This is a genomic window from Arthrobacter sp. PL16 (assembly GCF_035985055.1).
Classification (GTDB): domain Bacteria; phylum Actinomycetota; class Actinomycetes; order Actinomycetales; family Micrococcaceae; genus Arthrobacter_D; species Arthrobacter_D cheniae.
Window position 1 is genome coordinate 429162 of the sequence record NZ_JAXCIC010000002.1, and the last position, 15596, is coordinate 444757.

At 67.8% G+C, this 15596-nt stretch carries 16 protein-coding genes; 7 read left to right on the forward strand and 9 right to left on the reverse strand.

Features of this window, described 5'->3' with window-relative positions:
• Positions 1 to 27: 27 nt before the first annotated feature.
• Positions 28 to 1584, reverse strand: coding sequence for an LTA synthase family protein (locus tag RCH21_RS05655; protein ID WP_326963542.1), 1557 nt, complete (start codon positions 1582 to 1584; stop codon positions 28 to 30).
• Positions 1585 to 1666: 82 nt separating this feature from the next.
• On the opposite strand from RCH21_RS05655, the gene RCH21_RS05660 reads away from it, so the two are divergent.
• Positions 1667 to 1810, forward strand: coding sequence for a hypothetical protein (locus RCH21_RS05660; RefSeq protein ID WP_326963543.1), 144 nt, complete (start codon positions 1667 to 1669; stop codon positions 1808 to 1810).
• 102 nt (positions 1811 to 1912) lie between these two features.
• Complete coding sequence (locus RCH21_RS05665) at positions 1913 to 2497, forward strand: dihydrofolate reductase family protein (RefSeq protein WP_326963789.1); 585 nt, start codon at positions 1913 to 1915, stop codon at positions 2495 to 2497.
• Between the two features lie 19 nt (positions 2498 to 2516).
• On the opposite strand, the gene RCH21_RS05670 is transcribed toward RCH21_RS05665, so the two are convergent.
• From RCH21_RS05670 to RCH21_RS05680, 3 genes are all read right to left on the reverse strand, one after another.
• Positions 2517 to 2981, reverse strand: a complete 465-nt coding sequence (locus RCH21_RS05670; protein WP_326963544.1) for a Clp protease N-terminal domain-containing protein — start codon at positions 2979 to 2981, stop codon at positions 2517 to 2519.
• A gap of 11 nt (positions 2982 to 2992) precedes the next feature.
• The gene (locus RCH21_RS05675) at positions 2993 to 3217 is read right to left on the reverse strand and encodes a hypothetical protein (RefSeq protein ID WP_326963545.1); all 225 of its coding nucleotides are present in this window, start codon (positions 3215 to 3217) and stop codon (positions 2993 to 2995) included.
• A gap of 183 nt (positions 3218 to 3400) precedes the next feature.
• Positions 3401 to 3844, reverse strand: a complete 444-nt coding sequence (locus RCH21_RS05680) for an Lrp/AsnC family transcriptional regulator (RefSeq protein ID WP_120147248.1) — start codon at positions 3842 to 3844, stop codon at positions 3401 to 3403.
• A 240-nt stretch (positions 3845 to 4084) separates the two neighbouring features.
• On the opposite strand from RCH21_RS05680, the gene pdhA reads away from it, so the two are divergent.
• Genes pdhA through RCH21_RS05695 form a run of 3 tightly spaced genes read left to right on the forward strand, consistent with a single transcriptional unit; the run spans position 4085 to position 7817 of the window.
• Positions 4085 to 5260 (forward strand): pyruvate dehydrogenase (acetyl-transferring) E1 component subunit alpha, encoded by a 1176-nt coding sequence (pdhA, locus tag RCH21_RS05685; RefSeq protein WP_326963791.1) that lies wholly within the window; start codon positions 4085 to 4087, stop codon positions 5258 to 5260.
• Positions 5257 to 6333: an alpha-ketoacid dehydrogenase subunit beta gene (locus tag RCH21_RS05690; protein ID WP_326963546.1), complete on the forward strand. Its 1077-nt coding sequence runs from the start codon at positions 5257 to 5259 to the stop codon at positions 6331 to 6333. Before pdhA ends, RCH21_RS05690 begins: the two co-directional genes overlap by 4 nt.
• A 2-nt stretch (positions 6334 to 6335) precedes the next feature.
• Entirely contained in the window at positions 6336 to 7817 is a 1482-nt protein-coding gene (locus RCH21_RS05695; RefSeq protein WP_326963547.1) for a dihydrolipoamide acetyltransferase family protein, read from the forward strand.
• 15 nt (positions 7818 to 7832) lie between these two features.
• Here the strand turns inward: RCH21_RS05695 and RCH21_RS05700 are convergent, their stop codons facing one another.
• Positions 7833 to 8105 (reverse strand): hypothetical protein, encoded by a 273-nt coding sequence (locus RCH21_RS05700; protein ID WP_326963548.1) that lies wholly within the window; start codon positions 8103 to 8105, stop codon positions 7833 to 7835.
• A 211-nt stretch (positions 8106 to 8316) separates the two neighbouring features.
• On the opposite strand from RCH21_RS05700, the gene RCH21_RS05705 reads away from it, so the two are divergent.
• Positions 8317 to 10872 carry an excinuclease ABC subunit UvrA gene (locus tag RCH21_RS05705; protein ID WP_326963549.1) on the forward strand — a complete coding sequence of 852 codons (2556 nt, stop codon included), beginning with the start codon at positions 8317 to 8319 and terminating at the stop codon, positions 10870 to 10872.
• Positions 10873 to 10887: 15 nt separating this feature from the next.
• Here RCH21_RS05705 and yczR read toward each other — a convergent pair whose 3' ends face one another.
• The gene (gene yczR, locus RCH21_RS05710; protein ID WP_326963550.1) at positions 10888 to 12300 is read right to left on the reverse strand and encodes a MocR-like transcription factor YczR; all 1413 of its coding nucleotides are present in this window, start codon (positions 12298 to 12300) and stop codon (positions 10888 to 10890) included.
• A gap of 61 nt (positions 12301 to 12361) precedes the next feature.
• On the opposite strand from yczR, the gene yczE reads away from it, so the two are divergent.
• Entirely contained in the window at positions 12362 to 12982 is a 621-nt protein-coding gene (gene yczE, locus RCH21_RS05715) for a membrane protein YczE (protein ID WP_326963551.1), read from the forward strand.
• A gap of 26 nt (positions 12983 to 13008) precedes the next feature.
• Here the strand turns inward: yczE and RCH21_RS05720 are convergent, their stop codons facing one another.
• The 3 genes from RCH21_RS05720 to RCH21_RS05730 form a co-directional block, all read right to left on the reverse strand.
• Entirely contained in the window at positions 13009 to 14184 is a 1176-nt protein-coding gene (locus RCH21_RS05720; protein ID WP_326963552.1) for an EAL domain-containing protein, read from the reverse strand.
• Positions 14181 to 14354 carry a DUF1059 domain-containing protein gene (locus tag RCH21_RS05725; protein ID WP_326963553.1) on the reverse strand — a complete coding sequence of 58 codons (174 nt, stop codon included), beginning with the start codon at positions 14352 to 14354 and terminating at the stop codon, positions 14181 to 14183. The genes RCH21_RS05720 and RCH21_RS05725 overlap by 4 nt, the downstream gene beginning before the upstream one ends.
• Before the next feature lie 212 nt (positions 14355 to 14566).
• Positions 14567 to 15478: a GAF domain-containing protein gene (locus tag RCH21_RS05730; protein WP_326963554.1), complete on the reverse strand. Its 912-nt coding sequence runs from the start codon at positions 15476 to 15478 to the stop codon at positions 14567 to 14569.
• Positions 15479 to 15596: the final 118 nt, after the last annotated feature.

A 15596-nucleotide genomic window follows, 5' to 3' on the forward strand; every position in this document is an offset into this window, starting at 1 on the left:
TGGGGCATCGGCAGGGAGCGGACTGCGCTACTGGCTGGCGTCCTCGCCGGCCCAGGCCTCCGCGTAGAACTCCGGGGACAGCGAGTTCAGCAGTTCCGCATAGGTTTCGGGCTCCATTGCCTGTGCTGAACTATCCGGGACCTGCTGGGCGAAGGCGGACACGCCCAGCCCCGCCTCGTGGTCCTTCAGGGTCAGGCCGGCGGCTTCAAGGATGGTGGGGTACATGTTCAGCTGGTCCACGCGGGGGCGCAGCGTGGTGTTCTTGTCCCCGCCCGGAATCCAGATCCGATTGAAGATGGTGCGGTTGTTGTTGTTGTCCAGCTGCTCGTGGAAGGCGTCGCCCGCGCTCATGTGCTTGAGATGGTCGCCCATGATCACCACGGCGGTGTCGTCGAGGTAGCCCTTCGCCTCCATGTACTCCACGAACTCGGCTACCAGGGTCATGGAACAGGAGAACACGGAGGTGACCTCGTCCTGCGTGTCCACGGTGCAGTAGTCGAAGATGTGCACCGGCTCGTGGGTGTCCAGCGTCAGCATGGAGAGGTTGAACGGCTGACCGGTCTTTTCCGCCTCGGCGTGCAGCTCGTCGATCCTGTCCTTGGCACGAGCCAGGAGGCGCTCGTCGCTCAGGCCCCAGTCGCTGCGGAAGTTCGTCTCCGGTTCGCCGGCGGCGCGCCAGTCGGAGAGCCCCTTCACCTCGGAGTACCCATGGCTGCCCAGGAAGGTATCCTTCGCTGCGAAGGAGGCGTTGGCACCGCCCATGAAGACGTTCCTGTATCCGTGCTCGTCCAGGACATCACCCAGGCAGGTGGTTCCTCCCAGGTACGTGTCGACGTCGTCGTCGGGCTTGTTGAGGGCGCTACTGCCCGTGGTGGAACCTGCGCCCTTCAGTGGGACGCCGCACTGGGTCGAGGTGAGACCGGCCATGGTCCAGCCTCCGCCCTTGTACTGCTGCAGATCGGCTACGCTCTGCCAGCCGTCGGAGGCCTTCGTGGCCTCCTCGAGAGGAGCGAACGCGTTCTTCTCGAAGAGCTGATCGTCGGCGAGGGTGGCCTCGCCGGATTCGAGGTAGATCAGCACCAGATTGCGCTTGTGCTGATCGCTGGTGACGGTCGGCTCCACGTAGTAGTCGCCGAGGTCGTACTCGGAGTTCGCCGCATCGATGTAATCCTTCATGCCCACCGTGGTGGCGAAGGCCGTGGTGCCGCCGACGACCACTGCGGCCACCAGGGCGGTGGATACGGTGCGCATGATCCAGGGCGAACGACGAGGACGCACGGCGTGGCGATCGCGGCGGCCCTTGCGGTGCCGGGAGTGCTGCCACAGGGCGATCCCGACGGTGATGAGCAGGGGAACGACGCCGACCCCCAGGATGCCGATCCAGACAATGACTCCGCCCCCGCCGTCGGTCTCCACGGAGACGAGGTTCAGGAGCATTTGACCTACTGAGATCTTGCCCCAGTAGAAGCGGATGCCGACGGCGGCGATGAGCAGCGCGAGCCCCGCCCAGATCAGGACGTAGACCGCGATCCGTCCCACGGCGACGCCGACCCGGCGGGTCACGTGGAGAATCTGGCCAGACATGGCAATACCTCGCGTTCCGGATGCCCGCGTGTTCGCCGAACACCCTTGACATCCAACCCGTTCTCGGGCCTATAGAAGCGTAATGCCGTTGCGCAATCCGTTCAACTGCGGTTCATTCGTCGGTCACGACGCGTACACCGACCGTGTGGGCGCAGGGGCGGTGACGAGCCACTACCTGCGCGAAGTCGTCGGGAGGCAGAAGGAAGAAGTGATCGAAGCCGGCTGATCTGGTCCTGTGGGTCCTCCCCGAGTAGTCTGCGGGCAACGTGTACTCCCCTGTGGGACTACCGCCGACGCTTCTATCGAGGAGGACCGGTTGGCCGGCAAGGTGGTTTATTCGATGAGCGTCTCCCTCGACGGCTACATCGTCGGGCCGGACGGCGGCTTCGGCTGGTCGGTTCCCGATGCGGAGGTGTTCCAGTTCGCCCTTGATGAGGTACGGGGAGTCGGTGTCCACCTGCTCGGACGGAAGCTCTACGAGACGATGGTGTATTGGGAGACAGCCGACCAGGACCCGACGGTCGACGACAAGGAGCTCGAATTCGCCGACATCTGGAAGAGGCTGCCGAAGCTGGTGTTCTCCCGCACGCTGTCAGCTGTGCAGGGAAACACGCGCCTGGCCTCCGGCAGCCCGGCGGAGGAGATCGGGCGGTTGAAGGCGGATCCGGGGACGGGTGACATCGCTATCGGCGGGGCCACTCTCGCCGCCGAGGTGGCCTCGTTGGGGCTGGTCGATGAGTACCGGGTCCGGGTCTACCCAGTGCTCGTCGGCGGTGGCATCCCCTTCTTCGCTCGAGGGGAGCAGCAGGTGGATCTCGAGCTCCTGGAAACCCGCACCTTCACCTCGAAGGTCGTCTTCCTCCGCTACCGCGTGGCGCGCCAGCAACCCGTCACAGCGCCCGCACGACCGTGATGACCGGCAGCAGGGACCCTCAGAGCGCGAGGGCTTCGAGATCCGCGCGCTCGATCCCGAGGCGGGCAATCGCCCGAGCTGTCGTTCCCTGTTCGAGTCGCGCTGCCGCCGCCACGATATCGATCGCGCGTAGTGGTGCGCGCCTGTCCCTGGCCCTTTTGCGCGCATCCTGGAACACCGCCCGCGCTGTCGCTGTGCTGCCGAGTGCTCCCCGCGGTGTACCGACGATCGGCCGGCCTGCCCCGCCGAGGCCGACGGAACCCAGTGCATCTGCGTGGACAGCGACAACGGCGTCACGGAAACGTGGGGCGTCGAGCCGGAGTGGCGTGAGTGCGGCACGGTCGAGGTCGTCACGATCCAATGCGGCGATGACGAGATGTTCCGCACCCATCACGGGGTCGCCGAGGTCGTGGGCGACACGTTCGGCGGCGGTGAAGAGCGAGTTCATGAATGAGACGTCGGACAGTGCCGTTCTGAAGCTCATGATGATCCTGTTCAGTCGTTGAAGAGTCGGCGACGAGCGGGCGCAAGTCGTTTATGCGCGGCCTGCGCGGAGAGGTCGAGTGCGGCGCCGATCTGGGCCCAGGTCCAACCCTGGGCGAGAGCCTCGTCGACTGCGGCGCGCTCGACCGATGCTGCGAGCCGTCGCATGGCCACGACGGCGGCGAAGGCATCTGCGGGCCTGTCCGGAGGCGGTGGCGTGGTGAGGTCCATGGCCATCAACTTATGTTGATGTCAGAGCTTCTGTCAACAGAAGTTGATGGGTGAGGAGCGCGAGGACACGGGCCGGGTGACACTCGACGGATGGCCCGCCGACGAGATACGACTCGCCGGACGGCTGTTCCTGAAGACCGCCCGTACCCGGTTCCGACGCCGGGTGCGACCGTCGGCCAGGGGCAGGGCTCAGCGGGTGTCGAGGTCCTCGAACACGAGGAAGGTCTGGGTGTCGAGTACGCCGGGCATCGACTGCAGTTGGTCGAAGATCACCCTCCGTAACCCGACGTTGTCCTCGGCGCGGACGAGGAGGATGACGTCGAAGTCACCGCCGACCAGCGCGATGTGGTGCACCTCCGGGATGCCGCGCAACGCCTCGCGCAATTCACGCCAGGAGTGCTGGCGCACCTTGAGGGTGACGTAGGCGGAGGATCGGAGGCCTGCCTTGGCGGGGTCGATGATGGCAGTGAATCGCGTGAGGACGCCGTCCTCGGTGAGCTTGGCGATGCGTGAGTACGCGTGGGCGCGGGAGATGTGCACACGCTCGGCAACGGAGGTGACCGACTGCCGGCCGTCCTGCGTCAGTTCTGCGAGGATCTTCCGATCGACGTCGTCGAGCTTCCCGTCCACCACGTGTCCACGCTCCTTCGCGTAATGCAGCTCACACTTGCAATTCGTCCAAAGAATACTCCGCGGATGAACGAAATATCCAGACTTCTCGCACTTCGTCGATACAAAAGCTGCTCCTGACCATACTGGAGCTACACAGCATCCAGTGCCCGGAGTTCCTGTCCGGCACGAAGGAGAGGCGCCGCTGCAGCGGCCGGCGATGGAGGCGGAATGAGTACGGCAACGAACGAGGGCAGGGGAAGCATGATCGGCGGAGCGGCAGGGAATGCGGCACAGCCGACGGCGGACCACGCGCTGCTCCCCTCGGCGCAGCCCGTGCAGCTGATCGACCCGGAGGGCCACCACACCCACGACGACCGCTATCCCCTCCCTGACGGGCAGAAGCTGCTCAGCGTCTACAGCCGCCTCGTCGCCGGCCGCCGCATCAACGATCAGGCGAACGCACTGGTGCGCCAGGGGCGCATGGCCGTGTACCCGTCGTCGCACGGCCAGGAGGCATGCCAGGTCGCTGCCGCCGTCGTGCTCGATGACCAGGACTGGCTCTTCCCCACCTATCGCGACACGGTCGCCGTCATCACGCGCGGCGTCGATCCGCTCGAGGTCCTGACGCTGCTGCGCGGCGACTGGCATGGCGGCTACGACCCGTATGAGCACCGTGTCGCGACGCAGGCCACGCCTCTCGCCACGCAGCTGCTGCACGCCGTCGGAGTCGCTCACGCGGCTAAGCTCCGCGGGGAGCCGACGGTCGTCCTGGCCATGTGCGGTGACGGAGCGACCAGCGAGGGCGACTTCCACGAGGCCCTGAACTTCGCCGCCGTCTTCCACGTGCCGGTGGTGTTCCTCATCCAGAACAACGAGTTCGCCATCTCCGTGCCGCTGAAGAGCCAGACCGTGGCTCCGTCCCTCGCGCACAAGGCGATCGGCTACGGGATGCCGGGGGAGCGCGTGGACGGCAACGACCTCGCAGCACTCCTCTCGGTCCTCGGATCGGCCGTCGACCGTGCACGCGACGGCGGAGGCCCCTCCCTCATCGAGGCCCATACCTACCGCATGCAGGCCCACACCAATGCCGACGACGCCACCCGCTACCGCTCGGCGGACGACGTCGAGCGCTGGGTGCCGAAGGATCCCATCCTGCGGATGCGAACCTACCTTCGGGGGCTGAACCTGCTAACCGACGACGGGGAGCGGGCGCTCGCCGTCGAGGCGGACGCGATCGCGTCCGCCATACGCAACGGACTGAACACCGAGGTCGACGTGAATCCGGGAGAGCTCTTCGAGTACGTGTTCAGCGAGAAGACATCGCAGCTGCGCGAGCAGGCCGAGCAGCTGCGGGAGGAACTGGCGCGCGGCACCGACGCCGAGCACGGTGCCCCGATCGACGGCGCAACGAACCAGACGAAGGCGGACCGGCCATGACGCAGACCACGGAGGCGCCCTCACGCGGGATCGGGGACCAGACCGACGCCGTTGCGTCACCCGCACCGAGATCGACCTCCACATTCGCGAAGGCGCTCAACGCAGCACTCGCCGACGCCATGGAGAGCGATCCGGCAGTCCTGATGTTCGGCGAGGACGTGGGCAGGCTGGGCGGTGTCTTCCGCATCACCGACGGCCTCACCGCACGCTTCGGTGAGCAGCGCTGCTTCGACACCCCGCTCGCCGAGGCCGGCATCATGGGAATGGCCGTGGGCATGGCGATGAACGGCATGAAGCCCGTGGTCGAGATGCAGTTCGACGCCTTCGCCTATCCGGCCTTCGAACAGGTGGTCAGCCACGTCGCGAAGATGCCGAACCGGACCCGCGGCAAGGTGCGCCTCCCCATCGTGATCCGCATCCCCTACGCGGGTGGTATCGGCGGCGTGGAGCACCACTGCGATTCGTCCGAGGCCTACTACGCACACACCCCCGGACTCACGGTCCTGGCCCCCTCCACGGTTCGTGACGCCTACTTCATGCTGCGCGAGGCCATCGCGTCCCCGGATCCCGTCGTCTTCCTCGAACCGAAGAAGCTGTACTGGTCCAAGGAGGAGGTCGACCTCGCGGAACTTCGGAGGACGTACGACGACGGACAGGCGCCCCGGCGCATCGGCCGGGCCGTGGTTGCCCGGGCGGGGACCGATGCGACCCTGATCAGCTACGGCCCCTCCGTTCCGACGGCGCTCGCCGCAGCGGCGGCGGCTGCCGAGGAAGGGCGGTCGATCGAGGTCATCGATCTCCGCTCCATCGTCCCGTTCGACGACGAGACGGTGTGCGAGAGCGTCCGCCGTACGGGCCGCGCCGTCGTCGTCGCAGAGGCTCCCGGCTTCGCATCGGTGGCATCCGAGATCGTGGCCCGGGTGCAGGAGCGCTGCTTCCACTCGCTCGCGGCGCCCGTTCTCCGCGTGACCGGGTTCGACATCCCGTACCCCTCGCCCAAGCTGGAGCGCTTCTACCTGCCGAGCGTGGATCGCATCCTCGACGCCGTCGACAACCTGCAGTGGGAGGACTGACCGTGGGCGCACCGACCGTCTCCGAGCACCTGCTCGTATTCCTGCTGCCCGATCTGGGGGAGGGCCTGACCGAGGCCGAGCTGGTGTCCTGGCTGGTCGCCGAGGGCGACACCATCGTCGTCGACCAGCCCGTGGCCGAGGTCGAGACCGCCAAGTCCGTGGTCGAGGTACCGTCCCCCTTCGCGGGAACCGTCGCCACCCTGCACGGGCAACCCGGTGAGGTGCTCGACGTCGGAGCGCCGTTCTTGTCCGTCCGGCCCGAGGGCACCGCCGCACCATCGTCTGCTCCGACGGCTGTCGGGCAGGCCTCGGCAATGCTCCGCGAGGACGCCGGCGTTCCGACGCAGGCCACCCGGTCGAACGACCAGCCGCCCGTGGCGAGCGAGGGTTCCGGCAATGTGCTGATCGGCTACGGCACGCCCGGCGGACTGACCGGCGGGCGGACGCGTCCGCGGAAGGGTGCTTCGGCGAGAAGTGTCGAAACTCCCGTGCTGACGGCCGACGCCGCTGCGGTGTCGCCCCCGGCTGTTCCAGCGAGTGGTCGGGCTCCTCTGTGCGTCTCGCCGCTCGTTCGGAGACTCGCCCGCGACCACGGCGTAAGGCTCGAGGACGTGCGTGGTTCAGGGGAGAAGGGGCTCATCCTGAGGCGTGACATCGAACAGGCCATCGCGGCCGGCGCCGGCCCGTCCGTATCGTCGTCGGTGACCGACGAGCCTGTGGCGGAGAATGCCACGCGAGCGGCCGACCCGGTGCCCGCGACCGACTCCCGCTCCGGCCTCACCGTCCTCGAGCGGACACCCCTGCGCGGAGTCCGCCGGACGATCGCCGACGCCATGACGCGCAGCCGACGCGAGATCCCGGAAGCGACCGTGTGGGTGGACGTCGACGTGACGGCCCTCGTCGAGCTGCGCGAGGGCATGAAGCGCAGCACGCCGGATACCGTCCCCGGGATCCTCGCGTTCGTGGCCCGCTTCGTGGTCGCAGGCCTTGCCCGCTTCCCCGAACTGAACAGCAGGATCGCCACGGGCGACGACGGCGCCCAGGAGTTCGTGCGCGTCGAAGGCGTGAACCTGGGCATCGCCGCCCAGACGGAGCGAGGGCTGGTGGTTCCCAGCGTCCGTCGCGCAGACACGATGTCGGCGCGTGAGCTCGACAGGGAGATCCGACGCCTGGCCGCCCTGGCGCGCGAGGGGAAGGCGACGCCGTCGGACCTCTCCTCCGGCACCTTCACCCTGAACAACTACGGCGTGTTCGGCGTCGACGGGAGTGCGGCGATCATCAACTACCCGGAATCGGCGATCCTCGGCCTGGGCCGCATCATCGACCGCCCCTGGGTGGTCGACGGGCAGCTCGCGGTGCGGAAGGTCACCGAGCTGACGCTCGCGTTCGACCATCGGGTCTGCGACGGCGGTACGGCGGGCGGCTTCCTCCGGTTCGTCGCGGACGCGATGGAAAACCCCGGCGGGATGCTCGCCGATCTGTAGCGCCGGCGGGTCCCGTCAGGAGTCGTCGTCGCGCAGCAGTCCGCGCTGTGCCAGGTCGGCCACGGGTGAGGACTCCTCTGGCAGGGGATCCGTGGCGGGCGGGACGTCGTCCGGCACGTAGTCCTTCAACCCGAGCGCCACCCTCTCGCGCTCCGTGGCGAGCGCGAGGGCGTCGTCGTCCACGTGGTCGTCCGACTTCCCGTGCGTCTGACGGGACGGTCGCGGCAGGGCGTCGTTGTCGGGATTGAGGTCGTCCAGGGTCGGGAACTCGTCATTGATGTCAGCCATGCCTCAACTCTAGGAAGAGCCGGCAGCGACGGCCATGGGCGTTCGTTGCCTCCCGAGGCTTCCGCTCGCACGGCAGGCGACCTGTTATCAGCGCTCGTCCGAGCTCGCCGCGGGCCGGCAGGTCGAACCGGGGCCCGTCGTCCTCGTGCGCCCGCCGTGGCGACGACGGCGCCTCCGCGATGCGTGGTGCGGGAAACCGTAGGGTGGGTGGGTGATCGAGTCGCCCGAAAGTGTCCTTGCCCCTTCGACGAGCACCCACGACGGGTTCGTCCGTGTCCGTGGTGCCAGTGAGAACAACCTGCGCGGCATCGACGTCGACTGCCCGAGGGACGCCGTCGTCGCCTTCACCGGAGTATCGGGCTCCGGCAAGTCATCCCTGGCCTTCGGCACCATTTATGCGGAGGCCCAGCGGCGGTACCTCGAATCCGTCGCGCCCTACGCACGCAGGCTCATCCAGCAGGGGCACACGCCGCACGTCGAATCGATCACGGGGCTGCCTCCCGCCGTCGCCCTCCAGCAGCGCCGCGGCACCCCGAGCGTGCGTTCCACCGTCGGCACCCTGACTACGCTCTCGAACTCCGTCCGCATGCTCTACTCACGGGCCGGAACGTATCCGGCGGACGCTGCGGGCAGGCTCGAATCGGATGCCTTTTCGCCGAACACCGCCGCAGGAGCCTGCCCCCGCTGCCACGGGCTCGGCATCGCCCGTGACGTCACGGAGCAGTCACTCGTCCCGGATCCTTCGCTGAGCATCCGCGAGGGCGCCATCGCGGCTTGGCCCGGCGCCTGGCAGGGCAAGAACCTCCGCGACGTCGTCAGCGAGCTCGGCCACGACATCGACGTGCCCTGGCGGGACCTGCCGGAGGAGTCCCGGAGGTGGCTGCTGTTCACCGAGGAGCAGCCCGTCGTCGAGGTGATCCCGCAGCGGGACCGCGTGGCCAAGCCCTACAAGGGACGCTTCTGGAGCGCGAAGAGCTACGTCCTGCACACCCTCCACGATTCCAAGAGCCAGCAGATGCGCGACCGCGTGCTGCCCTTCATGGAGTCCGGTCCCTGCGGTCTGTGCGGCGGTGCCGGGCTGCGCCCGGAAGCGCTGGCAGTGACGTTCGCGGGTCTCTCCATCGCCGAAGCGAATGCTTTGCCGCTGGCGGACCTCGCAGCCCACCTGGAGCCGGCTGCGACGTTCGAGCATCCTGCGGCGGCGCATCGGTCCGCCACCTCGGGGGAGGGGACGGAGGTGTCCGTCACGATCAGCAGGGACCTCGTCCAGCGGCTCGGTATCCTCGTCGAGCTCGGGCTGGGGTACCTCAGCCTCAGTCGTGCCACGCCCACGCTCTCGCCCGGCGAGATGCAGCGGCTGCGGATCGCCACGCAGCTTCGTTCCGGGCTCTTCGGCGTCGTCTACGTCCTCGACGAGCCCTCCGCCGGCCTGCATCCCGCCGACGTCGAGCCCCTCCTCGCGGTGCTGGAAGCGCTGAAGGACGCAGGGAACACCGTCTTCGTCGTCGAGCACAACATGGATGTGGTGCAGCGGTCAGACTGGATCGTCGACGTCGGCCCGCTCGCCGGCGAGGGTGGCGGCACCATCATCTACAGTGGGCCCGCAGCAGGCCTCGCGGGTGTCCCGGGTTCCCTGACGGCGCCCTTCCTGACCCGGAGCGGGCCCTCCAGCGCGGAGCAGGCCGAGCCGCGTACGCCGTCGGCCTGGCTGCGCCTCACAGGCATCCACCGCCACAACCTCGCAGGGCTCGACGCCGACATCCCGGTGGGCGTGCTGACGGCCGTCACCGGAGTGTCCGGCTCGGGCAAGTCGACGCTCGTCAGCGCGGTCCTCGCCGACGCTGTCGGAGCGCACGTCCGCAATGACACGCCGACGGAGGGGGAGGCGGGCGACGACGTCGCACCGGAGGACTCCGGAACCGCCGCCTCAGTGGTGGCCGACATCCAGGGGCTCGAGTTCATCGACCGCCTCGTGAGCGTGAACCAGAAGCCGATCGGCCGGACTCCGCGATCCAACCTCGCCACCTACACGGGGTTGTTCGATGCAGTCCGGAAGGCCTTCGCCGCGACGCCGGAGGCGAAGTCCAGGGGCTTCGGCGCGGGGCGATTCTCCTTCAACGTGCAGGGCGGACGCTGCGAGACCTGCCAGGGCGAGGGGTTCGTGTCCGTCGAGCTCCTCTTCCTGCCCGGAAGCTACGGGCCGTGTCCCACCTGCAACGGTGCCCGCTACAACGAGGAGACCCTGGCGGTTCCACTCGACGGCCGCAGTATCGCCGACGTGCTGGGAATGACGGTCGACGACGCCGCGGTCTTCCTCTCCGGCATCCCGGCGGCGGAACGGTCCCTCGCGACGCTCCGCGAGGTCGGCCTGGGGTACCTACGGCTCGGGCAGCCGGCCACAGAGCTGTCCGGAGGCGAGGCGCAGCGCATCAAGCTGGCCACCGAACTGCAGCGCGCCCGCCGCGGACATACGCTCTACCTGCTCGATGAACCGACCACGGGGCTGCATCCCGCGGACGTCGTGCTGCTTCTCGCGCAGCTGCGGAAGCTCGTCGATGCCGGCAACACCGTGGTGGTCGTCGAGCACACCATGGCGGTCGTCGCGGCGGCCGACTGGGTGATCGACCTCGGGCCGGGCGGTGGCTCGGCCGGCGGGACGATCGTCGCTACCGGTACCCCGCGGGACATCGCGGGGCTCGACGCGGCGACGAGCATCACCGCGCCGTATCTCGCAGCTCACCTCGAGGGGCGCCGCCTGACCGTATGACGGCGTGGACCGTTCCTATACCAGTGCGGGCGTGAAGTGATCCGGAACGGGGGCCCGCTCGTCCAGGGAGTCCCAGGCGGAGGAGAGAATGTCCACCGCGCGGTGCGTGTCCTCGCGGGGATAGCTGAAGGGAACGCGAAGGAACCGCTCGAACACCCCGTCGATCCCGAATCGCGGACCGGCGCCGAGCAGCAGGCCGCGGTCCCGGGCGGCCAACGCCAACTGCGAGCTGACGGGAGCGCCGAGGTTGACCCAGGTGCAGAGGCCTCCCGAGACGTGCGGGACGTCCCACCCCGGCAGTCTGTCCGCGAGGAGCACCTCCAGGCCGCGGCAACCCTCCGAGAGCTGATGCGCCCGGAAGCGCAGCAGCTCGTCGTAGTTCCCGAGCATCTCGAGGGCGATCAGCTGCTCGAGGATGGGTGTCCCGAGGTCCTGGGCGTACCGGGACTGCACGAGCCGCTGGATCATGTCCCCGTCCGCCCTGATCCAGCCGATGCGCAATCCGCCCCAGACCGTCTTGCCCATGGAACCGATGAGCACGGCGGGTCCGAAGGCGGCGAGCGGCAGTTCGCCGTCACCCTCGATGCGCAGCTCGGCCATGGTCTCGTCCGCGATGACGATCGTGCCCTGTCGTGCTGCCGCCGCCATCAGCCGTTCGCGCTGCCCGGGCGGCATCACGGCGCCCGTGGGGTTGTGGAAGTCCGGCATGACGTAGGCGACGGCGGGCCGGGTACGGACGAACGCCTGCTCCAGGCCGTCGTCGTCCCAGCCCCGGCGCGCGTCCACCGCCACGGGTACGAGCCGCCGTCCCGCGGACCTGAGCGCCTCGTAGGCGTGCGGGTAGCTCGGTGCCTCGACGAGCACGGTGTCGCTGCGCGTCAGGAGCGTCCGCGCGAGAAGCGAGATGGCGTGCTGCGCGCCGAGCGTCACGATGATTTGGCCAGGGTTCGTGGGCAGGCCGCGCGCGGCGTACCGGTCCGCGAGGGCCTGGCGCAACCGTGGAAGGCCGAGCAGGTCGTACCCGTCCCCGTTGAGGTAGGCGGGAAGTTCACGGGCAGCCCTCGCCGCAGCCTCACCGACCTGGGGTGCGGCCGGAAGTGCCGCTTTGCTGAGATCGAGGACGATGCCTGTCCCGCCGTCGTCGTGCGTCGGCGCGCCGCGTCCCGGCATGGCGACGACGCTGCCCGAGCCGCGCGTGCTCTGGACATAGCCGGCCGCCCTCAGGCGCGCGTAGGCAGCGGCGACCATGGTACGGCTGACGGCGAGCTGTGCGGCGAGCTCCCGCTCGGCGGGGAGCCGGGTGCCGAGCGGTATCCGGCCGTCGAGGGTGAGCAGCCGGAGTCGGTCGGCGAGAGCCACATAGGCGGGCCCGGTAGTGCGCCAGGTGCCGAGTTCAGTTGCCAGCCGACGGGCGGGGAGAACCATCATGAAGCCACCATCCCACAATTGGCATCTTGATGTCAGTCCAATCAGCGGTTCTACTGGAAGCATGACGTTCCTCGGTGTCCGGCGCGGACTGCAGCTCCTGATCGGTCTCTTCCTGTACGGCCTCTCGCTCGCGATGATGATCCGCGCCACCCTCGGGGTGTCGCCGTGGGATGTTCTCGGTCAGGGCGGGTCACTGCAGACCGGCATCCCGTTCGGTTTCATGACGAACATCATTGGCCTGGTCGTTCTACTCCTGTGGATACCGCTGCGGCAGCGACCGGGCGTCGGCACCATCCTCAACGTCCTCCTCGTGGGGCCGAGTGCGGAGATCGGTCTCGCACTCCTCGGCGAGCCGTCCCAGCTCTGGTCCCGGATCCTGCTGTTCACCGGCGGTCTCGTGCTGCTGGCCATCGCGAGCGGCCTCTACATCGGAGCGCGCCTGGGACCGGGCCCCCGGGACGGCCTCATGACCGGTATCCACGCCCGCTCCGGCCTGCCGATCTGGTTGGTGCGCACGGGCATCGAGGGCACGGTACTGGTCCTCGGCTGGGTGCTGGGAGGTTCGGTGGGTCTCGGCACTGTCGCTTTCGCGCTCCTCATCGGTCCCCTGATCAACCTCACCCTTCCGCTGTTCCGCGTTCCCGAACGTTCACGCGGAGTACCCGACGCCGTCGTCGCCTGACAGCAACCGGCCGGGACGGGGTGCGGCTATCCCGCTTCCACCTCGTGAGATCCGGTGGTGACAGCGCTGATCATCCGTTCGAGACGGGCGATCCCGGCCAGGCGTCCGGCGTTGTCGGTGACGAGCAGCGGATCGAACCGGTAGGGGCGCTCCCTGGTGATCGATCTGCTCAGGGCCTCCGCGACCGGCGTGTCGAGGTTCGCGCGGATTCCCTGGCTGACGATGCCGAGCCGGGTGTCCTCCTCGGTGAGCACGGCGACCGGCCGGTGGTCTGCACCGAGGAGGACGATCTCCCGCACCTGGTCGTCGGCCGCCAGCGCTTCCGTTGCGTCTGCGAGGTCCGTGAACGACGGCACGGGTTCCACGATGTCCCGCAAGGTCCCGTTCCTGGTGGGCGCTGGTCCACTGACGAGGCGGTGTGCGATGCCGACGTCGAGGCTGGCCCAGGGTGGAGCGGGTCTCCCGAGGAGGTACCCCTGCACCAAGGGGACCCTGAGTGAGCAGAGCACGTCGAGTTCTGCGATGTGCTCGACGCCTTCCGCAAGGATCCATGCGTCGATGCGTCCGGCGAACATGCCGAGCATTTCGATCAGGGCTCGCTTCGCCTCATCGTCATCGACGCCCTCGATGAGTTTCCGGTCGATCTTGATCATCGCGGGTCGGATGCTCAGCAGGTGCTGCAGCCCGGCGTAGCCGGAACCGGCGTCATCGACGGCAATCAGGGCACCGGCGGCCTTGAGCCTGTTGAGGTCCGGTTCCAGGGCGATGTAGGAGTCGACAGGCGCCTGCTCGGTCAGCTCGACGATGAGTCCGGCGAGATTCCCCTGCTCGGCCCAGACCGTGCGGACGCATTCAGTGGCCAGCACGTCCGGCGAGACATTGACGGTGAGGAAACAGTTCGTCGGCACCGTCGAACGGTGGGAGAGAGCGCTGCGCAGGGCTGCAGCTTCGAGCTCGGCTGCTACTCCGTGCCGTCTCGCCGCACGGAACCACACCTCCGGATTCTTCTCCTCGAATGCGGGGAACCGGATCAGCGCTTCATATCCAGCGATGGTGCGGCGGGCGGTGTCGACTATCGGCTGGTAGACCGACGTGATGCCGTGACCTTCGCAGGCCGCTTCCAAGGCTCGGATCCAGCCGGTCGATGAAGCTCCGGTATCCGGAGATGCAGCGTGGTTCGTTGCTGCAGCGTCGTCGATCACCTGACCGTGATACTGCTGCGGACTGCCTGTTCCACATCGGCGGAGAGTTCGTTCAGTCCGTGGGCGGTCGCGGCGTGCGTGCGGACCTCGGCGAGTATTTCGTCCTCCGTGGTGCTCATGAATTGCGCATCGCACCCAGGTACGACATCACCGCAGGCAAACGACTTCATCGGGAATTCTCCACTTCGTCCTTGAACCCAGCCACTGCTGGAGAACAATGCCACCAGGAATCGTCATCGCGTTAGTCGACGAGGAGACATTGCGTCTTAATGCGTAAACACTGCGTCGACCGACTGATACACCTGCCCAGCACAAGCGCGTTGCACCCCAGCCGGTCCGGTCCGGGGTACCGGCGTCGGGACGGACCACGGCATCGCGACGATCAGCCCAGGGGTCCGACCCAGAATTCGGCTTGAGCCTTGTGCGCGAGAATCCGGAGTTCCCGTTCATCGTCCTCGGTGAAGCTCCGTGGCTGGTCATCGATGAGGCACAGGGTGCCGATCCGCCATCCATCCGCGGTGGAAAGCGGGTGACCGGCGTAGAAGCGTACTTCCGGCCCACCCGTGACAAGGGGATGATTGCGCCAGTCGGGATGCGTGCTCGCATCGGTGATGACCAGGGTGCGGTCCCTCTCGATGGTCTTCGCACAGAGTGCCAGGCTTCGAGGCAGGTCCTGACCGATCGGCCCGACCACCGATTTGATGATCTGGGAACTCTCGGTGATCAGCGCCATGGAGGCCGAACTGACCCCGAAGTGGTTCCGGGCCTGAGCGATGATGCGGTCGAACCGATCCTCTGACCCCGTGTCGAGCAGACCGGACTCGTACAGCGCTTGGCAACGGCGGAACTCTGCGTCCTCCTGTGCCTCGTGCAGTGTCCGATACTCTTCCTCACGCACGGCATGGCCCACAGGACCGCCACCGGCGATCCCGGACGAAGCAGCGCTGGTGCTCCTGTCGCCTAGGGATGGGGCGCCGAAGTCATACCCGTCGGGAGTAAGGACGAGGGTGCGAAGGTAGTCGGCGTATCCGAGGTCGGAGGCGACATCGTAGGTGCTGTAGTGAGCACCGTCCACCAGGGAACCGGTCGCGTCCAGCAGTTCGTTGATCGCGTGCGCGACGACGTCCCGCTGCAATGCCGGGATCATGACAAGGCCGGCGAGGTAGCAGTGCACGTCGAGTTCGCTCGAGTCCCCGCCGGCGGTGACATACTCCAGCACGACGTCGCGGGAATTCAGCTCCGCGGCGCGCACGGTCTGTATCGCGCTCCACTGCTGCAGATAATCATTCAGCATTCTGTTCGCTTCCCGTTGTCCTTCACCCAGCACGGAAGCCGGGTAAGCGTACGCCTCCCACACTATGCGTCCTGCCGCACAGCTCCTTCAGCCTTGACAGGTGCAGCCCGGCATGGAC

Excerpts from the sequence above, each read along its gene's own strand:
- RCH21_RS05655 (WP_326963542.1), bottom strand. The coding sequence starts at position 1,584 with ATGTCTGGCCAGATTCTCCACGTGACCCGCCGGGTCGGCGTCGCCGTG.
- RCH21_RS05660 (WP_326963543.1), top strand. The coding sequence starts at position 1,667 with ATGCCGTTGCGCAATCCGTTCAACTGCGGTTCATTCGTCGGTCACGAC.
- RCH21_RS05670 (WP_326963544.1), bottom strand. The coding sequence starts at position 2,981 with ATGAGCTTCAGAACGGCACTGTCCGACGTCTCATTCATGAACTCGCTC.
- RCH21_RS05675 (WP_326963545.1), bottom strand. The coding sequence starts at position 3,217 with ATGGCCATGGACCTCACCACGCCACCGCCTCCGGACAGGCCCGCAGAT.
- pdhA (WP_326963791.1), top strand. The coding sequence starts at position 4,085 with ATGATCGGCGGAGCGGCAGGGAATGCGGCACAGCCGACGGCGGACCAC.
- RCH21_RS05690 (WP_326963546.1), top strand. The coding sequence starts at position 5,257 with ATGACGCAGACCACGGAGGCGCCCTCACGCGGGATCGGGGACCAGACC.
- RCH21_RS05700 (WP_326963548.1), bottom strand. The coding sequence starts at position 8,105 with ATGGCTGACATCAATGACGAGTTCCCGACCCTGGACGACCTCAATCCC.
- yczR (WP_326963550.1), bottom strand. The coding sequence starts at position 12,300 with ATGATGGTTCTCCCCGCCCGTCGGCTGGCAACTGAACTCGGCACCTGG.
- yczE (WP_326963551.1), top strand. The coding sequence starts at position 12,362 with ATGACGTTCCTCGGTGTCCGGCGCGGACTGCAGCTCCTGATCGGTCTC.
- RCH21_RS05725 (WP_326963553.1), bottom strand. The coding sequence starts at position 14,354 with ATGAAGTCGTTTGCCTGCGGTGATGTCGTACCTGGGTGCGATGCGCAA.
- RCH21_RS05730 (WP_326963554.1), bottom strand. The coding sequence starts at position 15,478 with ATGCTGAATGATTATCTGCAGCAGTGGAGCGCGATACAGACCGTGCGC.